This window comes from Dechloromonas denitrificans, assembly GCF_020510685.1.
GTDB classification, from domain to species: domain Bacteria; phylum Pseudomonadota; class Gammaproteobacteria; order Burkholderiales; family Rhodocyclaceae; genus Azonexus; species Azonexus denitrificans_A.
Window position 1 is genome coordinate 1,152,960 of record NZ_CP075185.1, and the last position, 17,576, is coordinate 1,170,535.

Annotated in this window: 18 protein-coding genes; 11 read left to right on the forward strand and 7 right to left on the reverse strand. The window is 63.8% G+C overall.

Annotated elements, in window-relative coordinates:
• Positions 1–2: 2 nt before the first annotated feature.
• The 3 genes from KI611_RS05560 to KI611_RS05570 are packed head-to-tail and all read right to left on the reverse strand — an operon-like array spanning position 3 to position 1,704.
• Positions 3–824 carry a crotonase/enoyl-CoA hydratase family protein gene (locus KI611_RS05560; RefSeq protein ID WP_226418833.1) on the reverse strand — a complete coding sequence of 274 codons (822 nt, stop codon included), beginning with the start codon at positions 822–824 and terminating at the stop codon, positions 3–5.
• A 17-nt stretch (positions 825–841) separates the two neighbouring features.
• Complete coding sequence (locus tag KI611_RS05565) at positions 842–1,129, reverse strand: DUF1330 domain-containing protein (RefSeq protein ID WP_226418834.1); 288 nt, start codon at positions 1,127–1,129, stop codon at positions 842–844.
• Complete coding sequence (locus KI611_RS05570; protein ID WP_226418835.1) at positions 1,126–1,704, reverse strand: cob(I)yrinic acid a,c-diamide adenosyltransferase; 579 nt, start codon at positions 1,702–1,704, stop codon at positions 1,126–1,128. Before KI611_RS05570 ends, KI611_RS05565 begins: the two co-directional genes overlap by 4 nt.
• A 62-nt stretch (positions 1,705–1,766) precedes the next feature.
• On the opposite strand from KI611_RS05570, the gene hyi reads away from it, so the two are divergent.
• The 6 genes from hyi to KI611_RS05600 all read left to right on the forward strand — a co-directional run bounded on the left by hyi (position 1,767) and on the right by KI611_RS05600 (position 8,489).
• Complete coding sequence (gene hyi / locus KI611_RS05575; protein WP_226418836.1) at positions 1,767–2,567, forward strand: hydroxypyruvate isomerase; 801 nt, start codon at positions 1,767–1,769, stop codon at positions 2,565–2,567.
• Positions 2,564–3,826, forward strand: a complete 1,263-nt coding sequence (locus tag KI611_RS05580) for a glycerate kinase (RefSeq protein WP_226418837.1) — start codon at positions 2,564–2,566, stop codon at positions 3,824–3,826. The genes hyi and KI611_RS05580 overlap by 4 nt, the downstream gene beginning before the upstream one ends.
• Before the next feature lie 5 nt (positions 3,827–3,831).
• A complete protein-coding gene (locus KI611_RS05585; RefSeq protein ID WP_226418838.1) occupies positions 3,832–5,313 on the forward strand; it encodes an FAD-linked oxidase C-terminal domain-containing protein in 1,482 nt (493 codons plus the stop codon).
• Entirely contained in the window at positions 5,313–6,362 is a 1,050-nt protein-coding gene (gene glcE, locus KI611_RS05590; RefSeq protein ID WP_226418839.1) for a glycolate oxidase subunit GlcE, read from the forward strand. Before KI611_RS05585 ends, glcE begins: the two co-directional genes overlap by 1 nt.
• On the forward strand, positions 6,362–7,600 hold the full coding sequence (gene glcF / locus KI611_RS05595; protein ID WP_226418840.1) for a glycolate oxidase subunit GlcF: 1,239 nt from the start codon (positions 6,362–6,364) through the stop codon (positions 7,598–7,600). The genes glcE and glcF overlap by 1 nt, the downstream gene beginning before the upstream one ends.
• Positions 7,601–7,691: 91 nt before the next feature.
• Positions 7,692–8,489, forward strand: a complete 798-nt coding sequence (locus tag KI611_RS05600) for a PP2C family protein-serine/threonine phosphatase (protein WP_226418841.1) — start codon at positions 7,692–7,694, stop codon at positions 8,487–8,489.
• A gap of 61 nt (positions 8,490–8,550) precedes the next feature.
• On the opposite strand, the gene KI611_RS05605 is transcribed toward KI611_RS05600, so the two are convergent.
• The 3 genes from KI611_RS05605 to KI611_RS05615 form a co-directional block, all read right to left on the reverse strand.
• A complete protein-coding gene (locus tag KI611_RS05605) occupies positions 8,551–10,002 on the reverse strand; it encodes a DEAD/DEAH box helicase (RefSeq protein WP_226419878.1) in 1,452 nt (483 codons plus the stop codon).
• Between the two features lie 151 nt (positions 10,003–10,153).
• Positions 10,154–10,516, reverse strand: a complete 363-nt coding sequence (locus KI611_RS05610; protein ID WP_226418842.1) for a response regulator — start codon at positions 10,514–10,516, stop codon at positions 10,154–10,156.
• Between the two features lie 202 nt (positions 10,517–10,718).
• Positions 10,719–11,159, reverse strand: a complete 441-nt coding sequence (locus KI611_RS05615; protein WP_226418843.1) for a hypothetical protein — start codon at positions 11,157–11,159, stop codon at positions 10,719–10,721.
• 95 nt (positions 11,160–11,254) lie between these two features.
• Between KI611_RS05615 and KI611_RS05620 the strand changes: the two genes are divergently transcribed.
• The 5 genes from KI611_RS05620 to KI611_RS05640 all read left to right on the forward strand — a co-directional run bounded on the left by KI611_RS05620 (position 11,255) and on the right by KI611_RS05640 (position 17,139).
• Complete coding sequence (locus tag KI611_RS05620; RefSeq protein ID WP_226418844.1) at positions 11,255–12,562, forward strand: extracellular solute-binding protein; 1,308 nt, start codon at positions 11,255–11,257, stop codon at positions 12,560–12,562.
• The gene (gene ugpQ / locus KI611_RS05625; RefSeq protein WP_226418845.1) at positions 12,562–13,305 is read left to right on the forward strand and encodes a glycerophosphodiester phosphodiesterase; all 744 of its coding nucleotides are present in this window, start codon (positions 12,562–12,564) and stop codon (positions 13,303–13,305) included. The genes KI611_RS05620 and ugpQ overlap by 1 nt, the downstream gene beginning before the upstream one ends.
• A 161-nt stretch (positions 13,306–13,466) precedes the next feature.
• Positions 13,467–16,088 carry an alanine--tRNA ligase gene (alaS, locus tag KI611_RS05630; RefSeq protein ID WP_226418846.1) on the forward strand — a complete coding sequence of 874 codons (2,622 nt, stop codon included), beginning with the start codon at positions 13,467–13,469 and terminating at the stop codon, positions 16,086–16,088.
• Positions 16,085–16,393: a hypothetical protein gene (locus tag KI611_RS05635; RefSeq protein WP_226418847.1), complete on the forward strand. Its 309-nt coding sequence runs from the start codon at positions 16,085–16,087 to the stop codon at positions 16,391–16,393. The genes alaS and KI611_RS05635 overlap by 4 nt, the downstream gene beginning before the upstream one ends.
• A gap of 149 nt (positions 16,394–16,542) precedes the next feature.
• Positions 16,543–17,139, forward strand: a complete 597-nt coding sequence (locus KI611_RS05640; protein ID WP_226418848.1) for an OmpW/AlkL family protein — start codon at positions 16,543–16,545, stop codon at positions 17,137–17,139.
• Positions 17,140–17,197: 58 nt separating this feature from the next.
• Here the strand turns inward: KI611_RS05640 and KI611_RS05645 are convergent, their stop codons facing one another.
• The gene (locus tag KI611_RS05645) at positions 17,198–17,542 is read right to left on the reverse strand and encodes a hypothetical protein (protein WP_226418849.1); all 345 of its coding nucleotides are present in this window, start codon (positions 17,540–17,542) and stop codon (positions 17,198–17,200) included.
• Positions 17,543–17,576: the final 34 nt, after the last annotated feature.

Here is a 17,576-nt window from a genome sequence, read left to right on the forward strand (position 1 = left end):
GCTCAGTCGGCGAAGCGGGGTTGCCGTCGTTCGCGCTGGGCGGCGATCGCTTCCTCGAGATCGCCGGAGAGCAGCAATGCGGCGTTCCAGGTGGCGACGAAGTTGAGGCCGTCGGCGACCGAATGGTCGCGGCTGAAGTTCATCACTTCCTTCAGACCGCGCATCGCCAACGGCGACTTGGCGGCGATGGCGAGGGCCAGTTCGCGGACTGCGGCGACCAGGTCTTCAGTCGAGGCAAACTCGCGGTTGATCAGGCCGAGCGTTGCCGCCTCGGCCGCCCCGACATGGCGCCCGGTGTAGGCCAGCTCGCGGCTCATGCCGTCGCCGATCAGGCGGGGCAGGCGTTGCAGGGTGCCGACATCGGCGACCATGGCGAGGTCGATTTCCTTGATCGAGAAAATGGCATCGCTCGTCGCATAGCGCATGTCGCAGCAGGTGACGAGGTCCAGCGCGCCGCCGACGCAGGCGCCGTGGATGGCGGCGAGTACCGGCTTGCGGCAGCGTTCGATCGCGGTGAGGCAATCCTGCAGGTCGAGAATCAGGCGGCGCAGGGCTTCGCGGCTGCGCGCCCCGTCCGGGCCGGCGATCCGCTGCTGGATGCTGCCGAGCATGGCGAGGTCGATGCCGGCGCAAAAGTTCTTGCCGGCGCCGCTGAGGATGGCGACGCGCGCTTCCGGGGTGGCATCGACCCACTCGAAAGCCTGGCGGATTTCCTGCCACATCGCATCGTTCATCGCGTTCGACTTGTCCGGCCGGTTCAGGCGGACTTCGGCGATGCCCTGATCGAGGCTGAGGGCGAGGGTGGCAAAGGTCGGCAGGGTCATCGCGGGGCTCGCAAGCGTCATTGGTCGGAAAAAGTCAGCAGGTCGAGATCGGCCGCCTGCCGGCGCAGCGGAATCAGCGCCTGGTAGGCGGCTGAGTCGTGCCAGCCATCGACCGCGGCGCGATCGGGAAAGCGGATGACGACGGTGTCGGTGTGAGCATGCCGGCCGTCGAGAATGTCGGCCAGTTGCCCACGAAAGAGCAGCTCGGCGCCCCACGGGGCGAGGGTCGCCGGCACCTGGGCGCGGTATTGCGCCCATTTTTCGGCATCCTTGACGGTGATGTGGCCGATCACGCAGGCGCTCATGCGGCGTTCTTGCCTTTTTGCCACAACACGTCGCCGCGGCCGCCGGCCCGGTTGAGGGCCCGGCCGAGAATGAACAGCAGATCGGACAGCCGGTTGATGTATCGGCGAGCCGCTTCGGACAAGCCTTCGGCGCCGTGCAGGCGAACCATCGAGCGTTCGGCCCGGCGGCAGACGGTACGGCTCAGGTGGGCGAGGGCGGCGGCGCGGGTGCCACCGGGCAGGATGAATTCCTTGAGCATCGGCAGGTCGGCATTGAACTGGTCGGCCAATTCCTCGAGGCGGGCCACCTGGATGTCCTTGATGACCGCCATGCCGGGCAGGCAGAGTTCGCCGCCGAGATCGAACAGGTCGTTCTGGATGTCGAGCAGTGCGGTGCGCACGCTGTCCGGCATCTCTTCGCAGAGCAGCACGCCGAGGCCGGAATTCAGCTCGTCGACTTCGCCGATGGCATCGATGCGCAGGCTGTCCTTGGTGGTCCGGCTGCCATCACCGAGGCCGGTGGTGCCGGCATCGCCGGTACGGGTGACGATTTTCGACAGGCGGTTGCCCTTGCGTTCTTTTTCGGTTTCGCTCACGGTTGTCTCTCCTTGTAGTGGCCGGATTATACTTTTGGCCCGTTCCAAAGACTGTCGCCCCGATGCCAAAGTTCGCCGCCAATCTAAGTTTTCTTTTTGCCGACGTGGCGTTCCCCGAGCGCTTCCAGCGCGCGGCTGCGGCCGGCTTCACCGGCGTCGAATACCTGTTTCCCTATGCCTGGCCGGCGCCCGAGCTGGCGCAATGGCTGCAGACCGCCGGGCTCGAACAGGTGCTGTTCAACCTGGCGCCCGGCGACTGGGCGGCCGGCGAGCGCGGCCTGGCCTGCCTGCCCCAGCGCCGCGGCGAGTTTGCCGAAAGCGTCGACCAGGCGCTGGAATACGCCATGCTGCTCGATTGCCGGCGCGTCCATTGCATGGCCGGCCTGCGCCCGGCTGGCGTCGCCGAGGCCGAACTCGAGGCGACCTATATCGCCAACCTGCGCCATGCCGCCGACCGTTTCGCCAGTATCGGCGCCAGCGTGCTGATCGAGCCGATCAACAGCCGGCTCGACATGCCGGGTTACTGGCTGGATGACGTGGCCAAGGCTTTTGCGCTGCTCGACACCATCGACCGCCGCAATGTCAAAGTGCAGTACGACATTTATCACGCCCAGGTGCTGGGCGACGACCTGGCACGCACGCTGGAAAACAATATTGAGCGCATCGGCCATATCCAGATTGCCGACTTTCCCGGCCGGCATGAACCGGGCAGTGGCGAAATCGATTACCCGGCCCTGTTTGCCTTGCTCGACCGCCTGGGCTACGCCGGCTGGGTTGGTTGCGAATACCGGCCGCTGGCCGGCACCGAGGCCGGGCTAGGCTGGCTGTCGCAGCCCGACGGTGCGGCCGGCAGGGCGTCATGACGCCGCGCGAAACTCTCCGCCGTTTGTTCGATGCGGCGATTGCCGCGGCCGATCCGGCCTTGTGCGTGCCGCCGCAGCTGCCGCCGGATGACGGCGGCCGGCTGATCGTGATCGGCGCCGGCAAGGCTTCGGCGGTGATGGCGCGGGCCGTCGAGCAGCACTGGTCGGGGCCGCTCGACGGGCTGGTCGTCACCCGCTATGGCCATGGCGTGCCGTGCGAACGGATCGAGATTGTCGAAGCCGCCCATCCGGTGCCCGATGCGGCCGGCGAACAGGCGGCGCAACGGATGCTCGCCAAGGTTCACGGTTTGGCTGAAAACGACCGCGTGCTGGCGCTGATTTCCGGCGGCGGCTCGGCGCTGCTGGCGGCTCCGGCCGACGGCATCGGGCTGGCCGACAAGCGGGTCATCACCGCGGCGCTCCTCAAGTCGGGGGCGGCCATCGGCGAGATCAACTGCGTGCGCAAACACCTCTCGGCGATCAAGGGGGGGCGGCTGGCCGCTGCCGCCAGGCCGGCCCAAGTCCTGACCCTGGCGATTTCCGACGTGCCGGGCGACGACCCGGCGGTCATTGCCTCGGGACCGACCGTGGCCGATCCGACGTCGGCCGCCGAGGCGCTCCGGATTCTCGATTTCTACGCCATCGCTGTTCCCCCGGCGCTGCGCGCCCGGTTGGCCTCGGGCGCCTTCGAAACGCCGAAACCGGGCGATCCGCGCCTCGCCAACAGCGCCTTCCGGCTGATCGCCAGTCCGCGCCAGATGCTCGAAGCGGCCGCCGCTGCTGCGCGCCAGCTTGGCATCACGCCGCTGATTCTCGGTGATGCGATTGAGGGCGAAGCGCGCGAAGTCGGCAAGGTGCTGGCCGGTGTGGCACTCAGTTGCGCCAGGCACGGGTTTCCCGCTACCAAGCCCTGTGTCCTGCTGTCCGGCGGGGAAACGACGGTGACGCTGAAAGGCCAGGGGCGTGGCGGGCGCAATACGGAATTCCTGCTTGGCCTGGCCCTGGCCCTCGACGGCGCACCGGGCATTTATGCGCTGGCCGCCGATACTGATGGCATCGATGGTTCCGAGGACAATGCCGGCGCCTACATCGGGCCGGAAACCCCGGGCCGGGCTCGGGCGCTCGGGCTGGACGGCCGGGCCCGTCTGGCGGACAACGATGCCTGGGGCTACTTCGCGGCGCTCGGCGACCTGCTGGTTACCGGGCCGACGCGGACCAACGTCAACGACTTTCGCGCCATTATCGTGGGGTTAGAATGACCGTCATGCCAAGTAGCGAACCGACCTTTGCGACCGACCGCCAGCTGCTGGCGGCAAACCTGCGCAACGTGCTGCTGGCGCATTGCCTGCTGAGCGACGAAGAGGATCTGCGCCCCTACGAGTGCGACGGCCTCACCGCCTACCGCGAACTGCCGCTCGCCGTCTGTCTGCCGGAAAACGAAGGGCAGGTGATCGATGTGCTGCGCACCTGTCACCGGCTCGGCGTGCCGGTCGTCGCCCGTGGCGCCGGCACCGGCCTGTCGGGCGGCGCAATGCCGCATGCCCAGGGCGTCGTGCTGTCGCTGGCCCGTTTCAACAAGATTCTGCGCGTCGACCGCGAAGCCCGTCTCGCCGTCGTTCAGCCCGGCGTGCGCAATCTGGCGGTGTCGGAAGCGGCGGCCCCGTTCGGCCTGTATTACGCGCCCGATCCGTCGTCGCAGATCGCCTGCACGTTGGGCGGCAACGTCGCCGAGAACTCGGGTGGCGTGCATTGCCTGAAATACGGCCTGACCGTGCATAACGTGCTGCGTATCCGTGTCGTCAGCATTGAAGGCGAGATTTTCGAGATCGGCTCGGCGGCCCCCGACGCCCCGGGCTACGACCTGCTGGCCCTGCTCATCGGCTCCGAGGGCATGCTCGGCGTGGTCACCGAAGTCACCGTCAAGCTGGTGCCCAAGCCAGAGCTGGCCCAGGTCGTCATGGCCTCCTTCGCCGATGTCGCCAAGGCCGGCGACGCGGTGGCGGCGATCATCGCCGCCGGCATCATCCCGGCCGGCCTGGAAATGATGGACAAGCCGGCGACCGCCGCCGTCGAACCCTACGTCAAGGCCGGCTATGACCTGGATGCAGCGGCCATTCTGCTCTGCGAGTCGGACGGCACGCCGGAGGAAGTGGCTGAGGAAATCGCCCGCGTCACGGCGGTGCTGACGGCGGCCGGCGCCAGCGACATCCGCGTCTCGCAGTCGGAAGCCGAACGGCTGCGCTTCTGGGCCGGGCGCAAGGCGGCTTTCCCGGCGATCGGGCGGATCACGCCGGACTACTACTGCATGGACGGCACCATTCCGCGCAAACGGCTGGCCGAAATGCTGGCGGCGATCGCCGAGATGGAAAAGAAATACCGCCTGCGCTGCGCCAACGTTTTCCATGCCGGCGACGGCAACCTGCATCCGCTGATCATGTACGACGCCGCCCAAGCCGGCGAATGGGCGCGGGCCGAAGCCTTCGGGGCGGAAATCCTCGAGTTGTCGGTGGCGCTTGGCGGCTCGATCACTGGTGAACACGGGGTCGGCATCGAGAAGATCAACCAGATGTGCGTCCAGTACAAGACGCCGGAACTCGAAGCCTTCCGCCGCATCAAGACGGCGTTCGACGAACAGGGCCTGCTCAATCCGGGCAAGGCCGTGCCCAGCCTGCACCGCTGCGCCGAGTACGGGCGCATGCATGTGCATCACGGCGATTTGAAATTTCCCGAGCTGGAGCGTTTCTGATGCGCCTCGATTACATCGTTGACGCGCTAAGCCTGGCGGCTGATAGCCGTAGCCCGCTGCGCATTCGCGGTGCCGGCAGCAAGGATTTCTACGGCGGCATGCTGGCCGGCGACGTGCTCGACGTGTCGGCCTATCGCGGCATCGTCGCCTACGAACCGACCGAGTTGTACATCACCGCCCGTTGCGGCACACCGCTCGCCGAGATCGAGGCGGCGCTGGCCGAAAAAGGTCAGATGCTGGCCTTCGAGCCGCCGCACTTTTCGGGCGCGACGCTCGGCGGCTGCGTCGCGGCCGGGCTGTCCGGTCCGCGCCGGCAGCAAGCCGGGGCGGTGCGCGATTTCGTCCTGGGCGTCAAACTGATCGACGGTGCCGGCCAGGTCCTCGATTTCGGCGGCCAGGTGATGAAAAACGTCGCCGGTTACGATGTCTCGCGGTTGCTCGCCGGCAGTCTCGGTACGTTGGGCGTGCTGGCCGAAGTCACGCTGAAAGTGTTGCCGAAGCCGGTTGCCGAACAGACGCTGCTTTTTGAAATGAGCGAAAGCGAGGCGCTTGCCCGGCTCAACCAGTGGGGCGGGCAACCGCTGCCGATTTCGGCATCGTTCTGGCACGCCGGGCAGCTCAGCCTGCGCCTGGCCGGCACCCATGCCGCAGTCGAGGCGGCGTGCCGGATGCTCGGCGGCACTGCGGCGGTCGCCCCGGAACAACTGTGGCTGGTCATCCGCGAGCAGACCCATCCGGCCTTTGCCGGCGGCGTGCTGTGGCGGCTGGCCCTGCCGTCGACTGCGGCCGTGCCGGGGCTGGCAGGCTTGCGGGCCATCGAGTGGGGCGGCGGGCTGCGCTGGTATGGCGGCGAGGCGGCTGGCATCCGCGACGCCGCCACTGCGGCCGGCGGCCATGCGGTGCTGTACCGCGCCCCCGAGTCGTTGCGTTGCCGGGAGGGTGCTTTTGCTCCGCTGTCGCCGGCTTTGCTGGCCCTGCACCGGCGCCTGAAAAAATCGTTCGACCCACACGGCATTCTCAATCCCGGCCGTCTCTACGCGGAGCTTTGATGGATACCCGACTCGCCGATTTCATCCGCGACACGCGTGCCGGCCAGGAGGCCGAAGCGATTCTGCGCAGTTGCGTGCACTGCGGTTTCTGTACCGCCACCTGTCCGACTTACCAGTTGCTGGGCGACGAACTGGATGGCCCGCGCGGCCGCATCTACCTGATCAAGCAATTGCTCGAAGGCCAGGCGGTCAGCGAAAAGACCCGCCTGCATCTCGATCGTTGCCTGACCTGCCGGTCTTGCGAGACGACCTGTCCGTCCGGTGTCAGATACAGCCACCTGCTCGATATCGGGCGTCAGGTGCTCGAGGAAAAACTGCCGCGCCGAGGTGGCGGCGCCTGGCTCCGCTTCGCGCTGCGCGAAATCCTGCCACGGCCGGCGCTCTTTGGCCCGGCCGTCAAACTCGGCCGGATGCTGCGTCCCTTGCTGCCAAGCGCCCTGGCCGACAAACTGCCACCCGAGGCCGCCGGCCAGGCCCGGCCGTGGCCGGCAAAAGCCGGGCACCGGCGACGGGTGCTGGCGCTGGCCGGCTGCGTCCAGCCGGCGCTGGTGCCGAATATCAATGCGGCGACGGCCCGCGTGCTCGATCGCCTGGGCATCGAACTGTTCGAGGAGGCCAAGGCCGGTTGCTGTGGCGCCCTGCGTTTCCACCTCAATGACCAAGCCGCCGGCCGCGCCGACATGCGGCGCAATATCGACGCCTGGTGGCCGCATGTCGACGCCGGCATCGAGGCAATCGTCGTCACCGCCTCCGGTTGTGGCGTGCAGGTCAGGGACTACGGCCATGCCCTGATTGATGATCCGGCATATGCCGAAAAGGCGGCAAAAATCAGCGCGTTGTGCCGTGATCCTTCGGAAATCCTGGTTGCCGAACGCACTGCGGTGCTCGCCCGGTTGGCGGCGGTGGAGGGAAAACGCGGCAAGCTTGCCTTCCATTCGCCGTGCACACTGCAGCATGGTTTGAAGATTCGCGGCACCATCGAGGAGTTTCTCGGTGCCGCCGGCTACGCCCTGACCCCGGTCGGTGATGCCCACCTGTGTTGCGGTTCGGCCGGAACCTATGCGGTTCTCCAGCCGGAGTTGTCGGCGCGGTTGCGTCACGACAAGCTAGCCGCCTTGAACGCAGGTTCGCCGCAGGCGATTGCCACGGCCAATATCGGCTGTCTGACCCATCTGCAGGCTGGCAGTCTTTTGCCGGTGCGGCATTGGATCGAATTGATCGACGAAGTGCTGGGGTGAGCGGCAGGCGTACTGAGCTGCCGCCCCGGGCATGGCGGTGAGCCCGCTCCAAGACTTTCGTGATAACCTTTCGCCGCTACAGGGAGGCCGGATGGCGATAACAATCGATGCCTGCGCAGCGCAGCATCAAGGGGACCGTAAAGAACAACAGGATCGCGTCGCGATCTTGCCGCACGCCCGCCGAAAGGGCGTGGCGCTGGCCGTCGTTGCCGATGGCATGGGCGGCCATACCGGCGGCGCATTGGCTGCCGAGCAGGTGGTCCATACCGCCAAGAACAATCTCGACCATTTCGCGCCGGCCGAGGAAAGCCCGCATTGCATGCTGGAAAACAGCATGCGCGAAGCGCATACGATGATCAAGGCATCGCGCTTCATGAATGAAAAGGATCCGCACAGCACCGCCGTGATGTTGCTGTTGCAGCCCGGACGGATTACCTGGGCGCACTGCGGCGACAGCCGGCTCTATCACTTTCGCGGCAAGCAGTTGCTGGCCCGTACCGTCGATCATTCCTACGTCGAACACCTGGTTTCTATCGGGAAAATAACCGCCGAACAGGCCTTGACCCATCCCAATCGCAATGTGCTGCTGACCTCGTTGGGCGGCCAGGAAGAACCGAAATTCGATTTCTCGGACACGGCCGACCTCCAGGCCGGCGATGCTTTCGTCCTCTGTTCGGATGGACTCTGGGCGTACTTCGACGATGGCGAAATGGCGACCCTGGTTGCCGACAATTCGGCCCGCAATGCCTGCGAAATCCTCATCGACACGGCGCGCAAAAGAGCGGCCGGTGAGGGGGACAACCTGTCGCTGGCGATCATCAAGCTGGTTGAAGCCGTATCGAGCAAGCCGACGCCGCCGGCTGGCTTTGTGCCACGCGCCAAGAGTTAGCGGAAGCAACGCAAATAAAAACGGCGCCGAAGGCGCCGTTTGTTTTTTTACCGGGAGTGGTTTATTTCCGGCCGATGCCACCGAGCAAGGCCGCCACCACCCGTTTCGGCTTGTGCGGATCGGCCTTGGCAGGGGCATTCGGCGAGTCCGGCACTTCGCCGCGCGGTGCGGCATCTTCGTAGGGCTTGCTGAAATCGAAACCATCCGCAGCAATCATCGGGTTGCGGCGGGGCGGGCGACGGTCCGAACGCTCGCTGCGTTCGTTGCGCTCCGGACGTTCCGAACGCTCGGGGCGGTGCGCCACGGGAGCCTTGGCCGGTGCTGCGGCGGAACGCTTCTTCTTGTTTCCCGGCGGATATTCGTATTCCGGTTCCGGCTCGAATCCGGCGACTTCAACCTGCTCGATCGGCCGCTTGATCAATTTCTCGATATCGACCAGATAGCCGACTTCATGTGCGCTGACCAGCGAAATGGCGTTGCCGGTCTTGCCGGCCCGGCCGGTCCGGCCGATGCGGTGCACGTAGTCTTCCGGGGTGTGCGGCAATTCGTAGTTGATGACGTGCGGCAGGTCGTCGATATCCAGGCCACGTGCTGCGACGTCGGTGGCGATCAGCGCTACCGTCGTGCCGCTCTTGAAGTCATCGAGCGCCTTGATCCGTTCGAGCTGGCTCTTGTCGCCGTGGATCGCATCGGCCCGGATGCCGGCCCGCTGCAGTTCGCGGGTCAGCCGCGAGCAGCCTTGCTTGGTGCGCATGAAGACCAGGCACTGGTTGATTTCGCTCGATTTCAGCAGCTTGATCAGCAGATTGCGCTTGCCAAACTCCGAGACCGGATGCACCCGGTGCGTAATGGTGTCGGAAACCTGATTGCGCCGGGCAACCTCGATCAGCACCGGCGATTTCAGCATGGTATCGGCGAGCTTCTTGATTTCGTCCGAGAAGGTTGCCGAGAAAAGCAGGCTCTGCCGTTGTTGCGGCAGCATGTTCAGAATACGGGTGACGTCGGGTACGAAGCCCATGTCGAGCATGCGGTCGGCTTCGTCGAGAACCAGGGCCTGCACCGAATTGAAGCTGACGCTCTTGTTTTCGACGTGGTCGAGCAGGCGGCCTGGCGTGGCGACGAGAATCTCAACGCCTTTTTTCAGTTCGGCGATCTGCGGCCGGATATCGACGCCGCCGAAGGCGCACATCGAGCGCAGATGGGTATGCTTGCTGTAGGCTTTGACCGACTCATAGACCTGCAGGGCCAGTTCGCGGGTCGGCGCGAGGATCAGCGCGCGCACCGGGTGCTTGGCTGGCGACGGGCTGCTGCTGGCGAAAGGCAGGATGCGCTGCAGGATCGGCAGCGTGAACGCCGCCGTCTTGCCGGTGCCGGTCTGGGCGCCGCCCATGATGTCCTGGCCGCGGATGACCAGCGGGATCGCCTGGGCCTGGATCGGCGTTGGTTTGGTGTAACCCTCGTCAAGCACGGCACGCAACAGTTCGGGTGCCAGGCCAAGGTCGGCAAAGGTGATTTCGGGCGCTACATCGGCAGCGGCTATAACGGCGCTATCGCCGGCTAAGGTATTGATTTCAGACATGGGGCAGGATTATACGCTTACCTGCTCCCGAGTACCCGGATATGTCCGCTCGGTGCTGCGCGGAAAATTGGCAGTGGAGGGCCGCTTACCCAGCTCCGATCAGTTCTTCAAGGCGCTGGCGGTTGATCGGTTTGACCAGAATGTCGTCGAAGCCGGCAGCGAGAAAGCGTGCGCGATCTTCCGGGAAGGCATGGGCGGTGTAGGCCAGAATGCGCAGTTTTCTGTCGCCTTTGATTTCGCGCAACTGGCTGCAGGTTTCTTCGCCGGAGAGTCCCGGCATGCTGATGTCGAGCAGGACGAGTTGGAATGTCTGGCGCGCCGCGAGGATCAGCGCGGCCTCTCCGGTTTCAGCTTCGTGCGCCGTCCAGCCCAGCTTTTTCAGCAACGCACAGGCCAGCAGGCGATTGATCGGGTGGTCGTCGACGACCAGTGCGTGAAGTTCAGGCATCAATTATTGCCAGTTGCTGGTGAATGGTGAGGGGCGGGCCAACGGCGCATGTTGGGTTGAGATCGACCGAGCATTGATTATTCCACCGCTTGCCTGGCCGGCGCCAGCATTTAGCCGGGGCCGAGCGCTTCCCCGCTCAGACCGTTTTCGGTTGGGGGCGTGCGCCAAGAGCAACCGCGGCCCCGATCGTGAGGCCGTGCGTTCAGTGTTTGGCGCTGCTCTTTTCGGCGTCTTTGCTCGCTGCCGGCTCGGCAGCTTTGGCTGCGGCGGGTTCGCCAGCTTTTGCCGGATCGCCCTCGACGGCGCCTTCGGGTGCTGCTGTCTTTTTCTTTTTCTTGGCTGCGCCGGGTGGTTCGGCCGGGGGCAGTTGCGGGGTTATCGTTTCGATCTTGTTTTCCCGCATGTACTCGTCCATTTCGCGCCAGCCGGCGTAAATGCCGGCCTTGGGGAGCCATCCGTAGATCGAGTAACAATCCTCGATGGCCCGTCCGGAATGTCGGCAGGCGCTGCCGACCGCCTTGGCTTCGGCTTCGAGGCGGGCTTCTTTGACGACAGGATCTTCCAGTCCAAGCTTCTGGTTGATCTGGTCGCAGCCGGCGAGGGCCAGAATGGCGGTGGAGATGAGTAACGCGCGCTTGAGCATGGCGCGAATTCTCGCACATTCGCAGCGAATATGGAGGGCGTCCGGGCTGGGGGCGGGCGTTATAATCCTTGCCTTTCTGATCCACGGGAGTACCCATGTCGTATCGTTTTCATCCCTTGGTGGCAGCAGTTGCTCTGGCCCTCGCCTGTTCGGCCCACGCGGCCAAGCCGGCCAAGGCAACCAAGCAGGCAGCCAAGGCTGTCGCCCCGGTTGCTGCCGCCGACGCCGAACTCGCCCACAACCTCAGTCCTGACGCCGCCGAACGTTTGCAGGCGGTGGTCGACCGTTTCAACAAGGAAAACGGTGGAAACCTGAAGCTGGTGCGTCTGGAAAAGGGCGACAAGCCGGCCGGACTCAACCTGTTGCGCCGCTACGACATGAGCGAAGTGCTCAGCCAGCCGAAAGAATTCATCCCGCTCGCCGATATGATGGCCAAGGCCAAACAGCCGCTGAATGTCGGCGAACTTTCGGCTGATCTGAAGGCTACGGTGGTCAATGCCAAGGGCAAACTGGTGGCCCTGCCGCTGATTTATTCGACGCCGGTCCTCTTCTACAACAAGAATGCTTTCCGCAAGGCCAAGCTCGATCCGGAGCAGCCGCCGAAAACCTGGTTTGAAATGCAGGGTGTCCTCGACAAGTTGCAGGATGCCGGCTACGCCTGCCCTTACACCTCGTCGTGGCCGGTCTGGGTGCATGTCGATAATGTCAGCGCGATTTCCGGCTCGCCGGCCACCGGCGACAAAGGCCAACTGGTTTTCAACGGCCTGCCGCAGGTCAAGCATATCGCGATGATGGCGACCTGGAGCAAGGCCGGCTATTTCCGTCTGTTCGGGCGGCGTGACGAAGCCAGCAAGAAATTCCATGAAGGCGAGTGCGCGATGATCAGCACCGATTCCCGTGAGCACATCGATTTCCGTGATGCCCGGGGTGTCGAGTTGGGCGTCGCGCCGTTGCCTTATCACGACGATGTGTATGGTGGCCGCCAGCCGTCGCTGGCCGACGGCGCCTCGCTGTGGGTCGGCGCCGGTCGCTCGGCTGCCGAATACAAGCAGGCGGCGAAGTTCGTTTCCTTCCTGCTGTCGCCCGAAATGCAGGTCGAAGTGGTGCGCGTCTATGGCGGCCTGCCGCTTACCGCCGCCGGACGTGCCGCGGCCCGCAGCAAGATCCTCAAGGACGATGGCGATAGGACGCTGGAGGTCGCCTACGCTTCGTTGAAGGGTAACGCCGGCAAGCAAGTGTCCCATGTCGCCGATGTCGATGCGGTTCGCCAGATCACCGACGAAGAAATGGAAGCGGTCTGGGCCAACCAGAAACCAGCCAAGGCCGCGCTCGATATCTCGGTTAGCCGTGGTAACGCCGTGCTGGCTGCCAAGCCGGCGCTGAAGAAGGCACAGCCCTTCTGATGCGGAAGCCGCTGCCGCGCTGGTTTGCCCATCGCGGCGGCGGTTCGCTGGCCCCGGAAAACACGCTGGCCGGCATCCGGCTGGCAGCTCGGCTGGGTTTCCGGGCCGTCGAATTCGATGTGATGTTGAGTGGCGACGGGACGCCGGTCCTGATTCACGATGAGACGCTGGAGCGGACGACCAACGGTGTTGGTCGCGTCTGCGATACTTCGGATGCCGTTCTGTTTGTGCTCGATGCCGGCCATGGCGAGCGCATCCCCCGGTTTGTCGAGGCGGCCGAATTGTGCCGCGAGCTTGGCCTGCTCGCCAATGTCGAGATCAAACCGGCGTTCGGCCACGAGCAGGCGACGGCGGAAGTAGTCTCACGTTTGACTGCCGAGTTGTGGCGCGGCGCCACGGTGCCGCCGTTGATTTCCTCGTTTTCGCTGGAAGCGCTGGAAATTGCCCGCGATCTGGCACCGGAAATCGATCGTGGTGTGCTATTTGAGGCGGTTCCCGCTCAATGGCTGGACTACATGCGGCGCCTGCAAGCCGTTTCGCTGCATTGCGATGCCCAATTGCTCGGCGACGAGGTGCTGGCCGAGGCTGCTGTCCGCAACATTCCGGTGCTGTGTTACACGGTCAACCGCCCCGAAATCGCGAAGGCGCTTGTCGGCCGTGGGGTCAGCTCGATGTTTACCGATCGTCTCGATCTCTTTGCGCCGGTAACCGGTGCTGACGATGGCTTGCATTCAGGCGGCTGATTTTTAATCGGCTTTGCCTTTGAGCGGCTCGGCGGGTTTTTCATTCCGGCCGGCGCTTTCCGGCTTTACGTCGGCTTTGCCGAGATGAGCCTTCACTGAAGCCTGGCGCTTTCATTTAAAATCACGGCTTTCGAATTCCACGCCTTTGAGGCCGCCAGCTTATGAAAAGCTCCGAAATCCGCCAGCAGTTTCTCGACTTCTTTGCCTCCAAGGGCCATCAGATCGTTTCCTCCAGTTCGCTGGTGCCGCACGAGGATCCGACGCTGCTGTTCACCAATGCCGGGATGAACCAGTTCAAGGACGTTTTCCTCGGTTTTGACAAGCGCCCCTACACGCGCGCCACGACCTCGCAGAAGTGCGTGCGGGCCGGCGGCAAGCACAACGATCTTGAAAACGTCGGCTACACCGCCCGTCACCACACCTTTTTCGAAATGCTCGGCAATTTCAGCTTCGGCGACTACTTCAAGCGCGATGCCATCAAGTACGCCTGGGAACTGCTGACCGAAGTCTACAAACTGCCCAAGGACAAGCTGACGGTCACCGTCTATGCCGAGGACGACGAGGCCTACGACATCTGGACCAAGGAAATCGGCGTGCCGGTCGAGCGCGTTATCCGCATCGGCGACAACAAAGGCGCCCGTTACGCCTCGGACAATTTTTGGATGATGGGCGACACCGGTCCTTGCGGTCCGTGCACCGAGATTTTCTACGACCACGGCGAAAAGCACTGGGGCGGCCCTCCGGGATCGCCGGACGAAGACGGCGACCGTTTCATCGAGATCTGGAACAACGTCTTCATGCAGTTCAACCGCGACGAAGCCGGCGTCATGCATCCGCTGCCCAAGCCTTCGGTCGATACCGGCATGGGCCTGGAGCGCATTTCGGCCGTGCTGCAGGGTGTCCATGCCAACTATGAAATCGACCTGTTCCAGAGCCTGATCAAGGCGGCGGCGCGTGAAACCTCCGCTGCCGACATGGATTCGCCGTCGCTCAAGGTGCTGGCCGACCATATCCGCGCCTGTTCCTTCCTGATTGCCGATGGTGTCATTCCCGGCAACGAAGGTCGTGGCTACGTGCTGCGCCGCATCATCCGCCGTGCCATCCGCCACGGTTACAAGCTCGGTGCCCGCGCTGCCTTCTTCCACAAGATGCTGCCCGATCTGGTCGCTGAAATGGGCACCGCCTACCCGGAGCTGGGGCAGAATCAGCACAAGATCATCGCCACGCTGAAGCAGGAAGAGGATCGTTTCTTCGAAACCATCGAGCACGGCATGGCCATCGTCGAAGCCGAACTCGCCGCGTTGAAGACTGCCGGCAACAAGGTGTTCAACGGTGATGCCGCCTTCAAGCTGCACGACACCTACGGCTTCCCGCTCGACCTGACGCAGGATATCTGCCGTGAATACGACATCACCGTCGATGCCGCCGCCTTCGATGCCGCGATGGCGCGCCAGAAGGAGCAGGCGCGGGCTGCCGGCAAGTTCAAGATGGCGACCAACCTGGATTACAGCGGTCCGGCCACGACCTTCCACGGCTATGAAGCGCTCGATTTCAAGGGCAACGTGCTGGCGCTGTACAAGGACGGCACGGCGGTCAACCAGTTGAATGAAGGCGAAATGGGCGTCGTTGTCCTCGACAACACGCCGTTCTACGCCGAATCCGGCGGCCAGGTCGGCGATTGTGGCGTGCTGCAGTCGGTGCATGGCATTTTCGCTGTCGAGGATACGCAAAAGATCCAGGCGACGGTCTTTGGTCACCACGGTGTGGTCAAGACCGGGGCAATCACCGTCGGCAATGGCGTCACCGCCAAGGTTGATGTGCTGGCGCGGGCGCGGATCGCCCGTAATCACTCGGCCACCCACCTGCTGCACAAGGCGCTGCGCGAAGTGCTCGGCGATCACGTCCAGCAGAAGGGCTCGCAGGTCGATCCGGACAAGACCCGTTTCGACTTCGTGCATAACCAGCCGCTCAGCGACGAGGAAATCCGTCGCGTCGAGAACATCGTCAATGCCGAAATTCTGGCCAATACGGCCAACGAAACCCGCGTCCTGCCGATTGCCGAAGCCCAGAAACTGGGGGCCATGATGCTGTTCGGCGAAAAATACGGCGATAGCGTGCGGGTGCTCGATATCGGTTCGTCGCGCGAACTGTGCGGTGGGACACACGTCTCGCGCACCGGCGACATCGGTCTGTTCAGCATCACCGCCGAAGGTGGCGTCGCGGCCGGCGTGCGCCGGGTCGAAGCGGTCACCGGCGATAACGCGCTGACCTACATGCAGGATATGGAAACCGCCCTCGGCGGCGTGGCTGGCACCCTGAAGGTCTTGCCGAAGGAAGTGCCGGCCCGCGTTACCGCCGTCCTCGACCAGGTGCGCAAGCTGGAGCGCGAACTGGCCGCCCTCAAGGGCAAGCTGGCGTCGGCTCAGGGCGACGACATGCTCGGCCAGGCCATTGAGGTCAAGGGCGCCAAGGTGCTGGCGGTGACGCTCGAAGGGGCTGACCTCAATGCCTTGCGTGAAACGATGGACAAATTGAAGGACAAGTTGAAGAGCGCCGCCGTCGTTCTGGCTTCCGTGCTCGACGGCAAGGTAACGCTGATTGCCGGCGTGACCGCCGACCTGACCGGCAAGGTCAAGGCCGGCGAGCTGGTGAACATGGTGGCTCAGCAAGTCGGCGGCAAGGGCGGTGGGCGTCCGGACATGGCGCAAGCGGGCGGTACGCAACCGGAAAATCTGCCGGTAGCGCTCGCCTCGGTGGCCGCCTGGGTCGAAGGCAAGCTGTGAAAGCCGCCGCGTTAATCCTGATTTTGGCTACGGTGGCCGGTCCCGGCCTGGCTGCCGAGCTGGACCGCGTGCCGCTCGAGGCGCTCACCGTTGATGGCCAGAAAGTGCATCTGTTCCCCAACGGCCGCTGGGAATATGTCGACGCCGCCAAGGCCGCGGCAGCCAACGAAGTGGCAGCTCAGTACCCGGAAAACAAGACGCGGCCGATCGAGGCGCAGGGTGGATTGTTCGGCGGCATCGGCCGCACCATCATGCCCGGTGACAAGGATTACAACCGCGGTTCGCTGAATCCGAAGATACGCTGAACGAGGTCGGTTTTTTTTGGTGCGGCCGCTCAGGATCTGATGCTGAAATTGACCATTCAAATAATGTGGTTATATTGATGCAGGTCAAATTGTCGATATTGGCCGGCAGTAACATCCCCTTCTTTCAACGAAGTGCGGAGGGTGTGTTTATGCAAAGGAAGATTCTTGTTGCTGCGTTGGCGGTTGGTGTTCTGTCGGCGAACGTCGCTCAGGCCGAAGGTCCGCTGATGGTCAGGGCGCGTGCGGTATTTCTCGATTTCAAGAACGGCCAGAATGATCTGGCTGCCAAGGTTGAAGCAGATAACCGCTGGATTCCTGAAGTCGATATCAGCTACTTCTTCACCCCGAATTTTGCGACCGAACTGGTCCTGACCTATCCGCAAAACATCGACATCAAGGTGAACGGTGACAAGCAGGGAACCATCAAGGCGCTGCCGCCTTCGCTGATGTTCCAGTACCACGTCACCGAACTGGGTGCCTTCAAGCCTTACGTCGGTCTGGGCCTGAACTACACCATTTTCACCAAGACGCGGAACATTCTTGGTGGCGCTGCTTCGGTTGACGGTTCCAGCTGGGGTCTGGCTGCCCAGGTTGGTTTCGACTACATGCTGACCAAGAACGTTGCGCTCAATCTGGACGTCAAGTACATCCAGATGGATACCGACGTAAAGGTTGGCGGCAACAAGATTGGTACGCTGGATCTCAACCCGATTACCGCGGGTGTCGGCATCGGCTATCGCTTCTGAGGTATCTGTAGCGATCTGCGATGAGGGGCGTCAAGGGGGCGCCCCTCTTCTTTTTTGGTCAGGGCAATAGTCGGCCGCTAGCCGTCGGCTGATCGGCATCGCGCACGACTTCGCCTTCGATGATCTGGCCGCCGCCATATTCGGTATGGGGCATGGTGCGAAGCTGCTTGCGGATGGCACGCGTTTTCCACCACAGCCAGCCGGCCAAACTAATCCCGACGACGGCAACGACAGCCAGTGCGGCCAGCGAAAAAATGAATCCCAGAACCAACAGGCCGGCACTGAGCAGGAAGGCCAGCACCTTGCCCAGGAATCCGGTGGCCGGTCGCCCGGTGTTGGCGAAGTGATGGCGTGTTTGTTGATTCATCGTCGATTCGCTATGGGCGTTTTCGTTGGCGGTCATGCTGCTCCTGGATAAGTTCCGGCGAAAGTAGGGG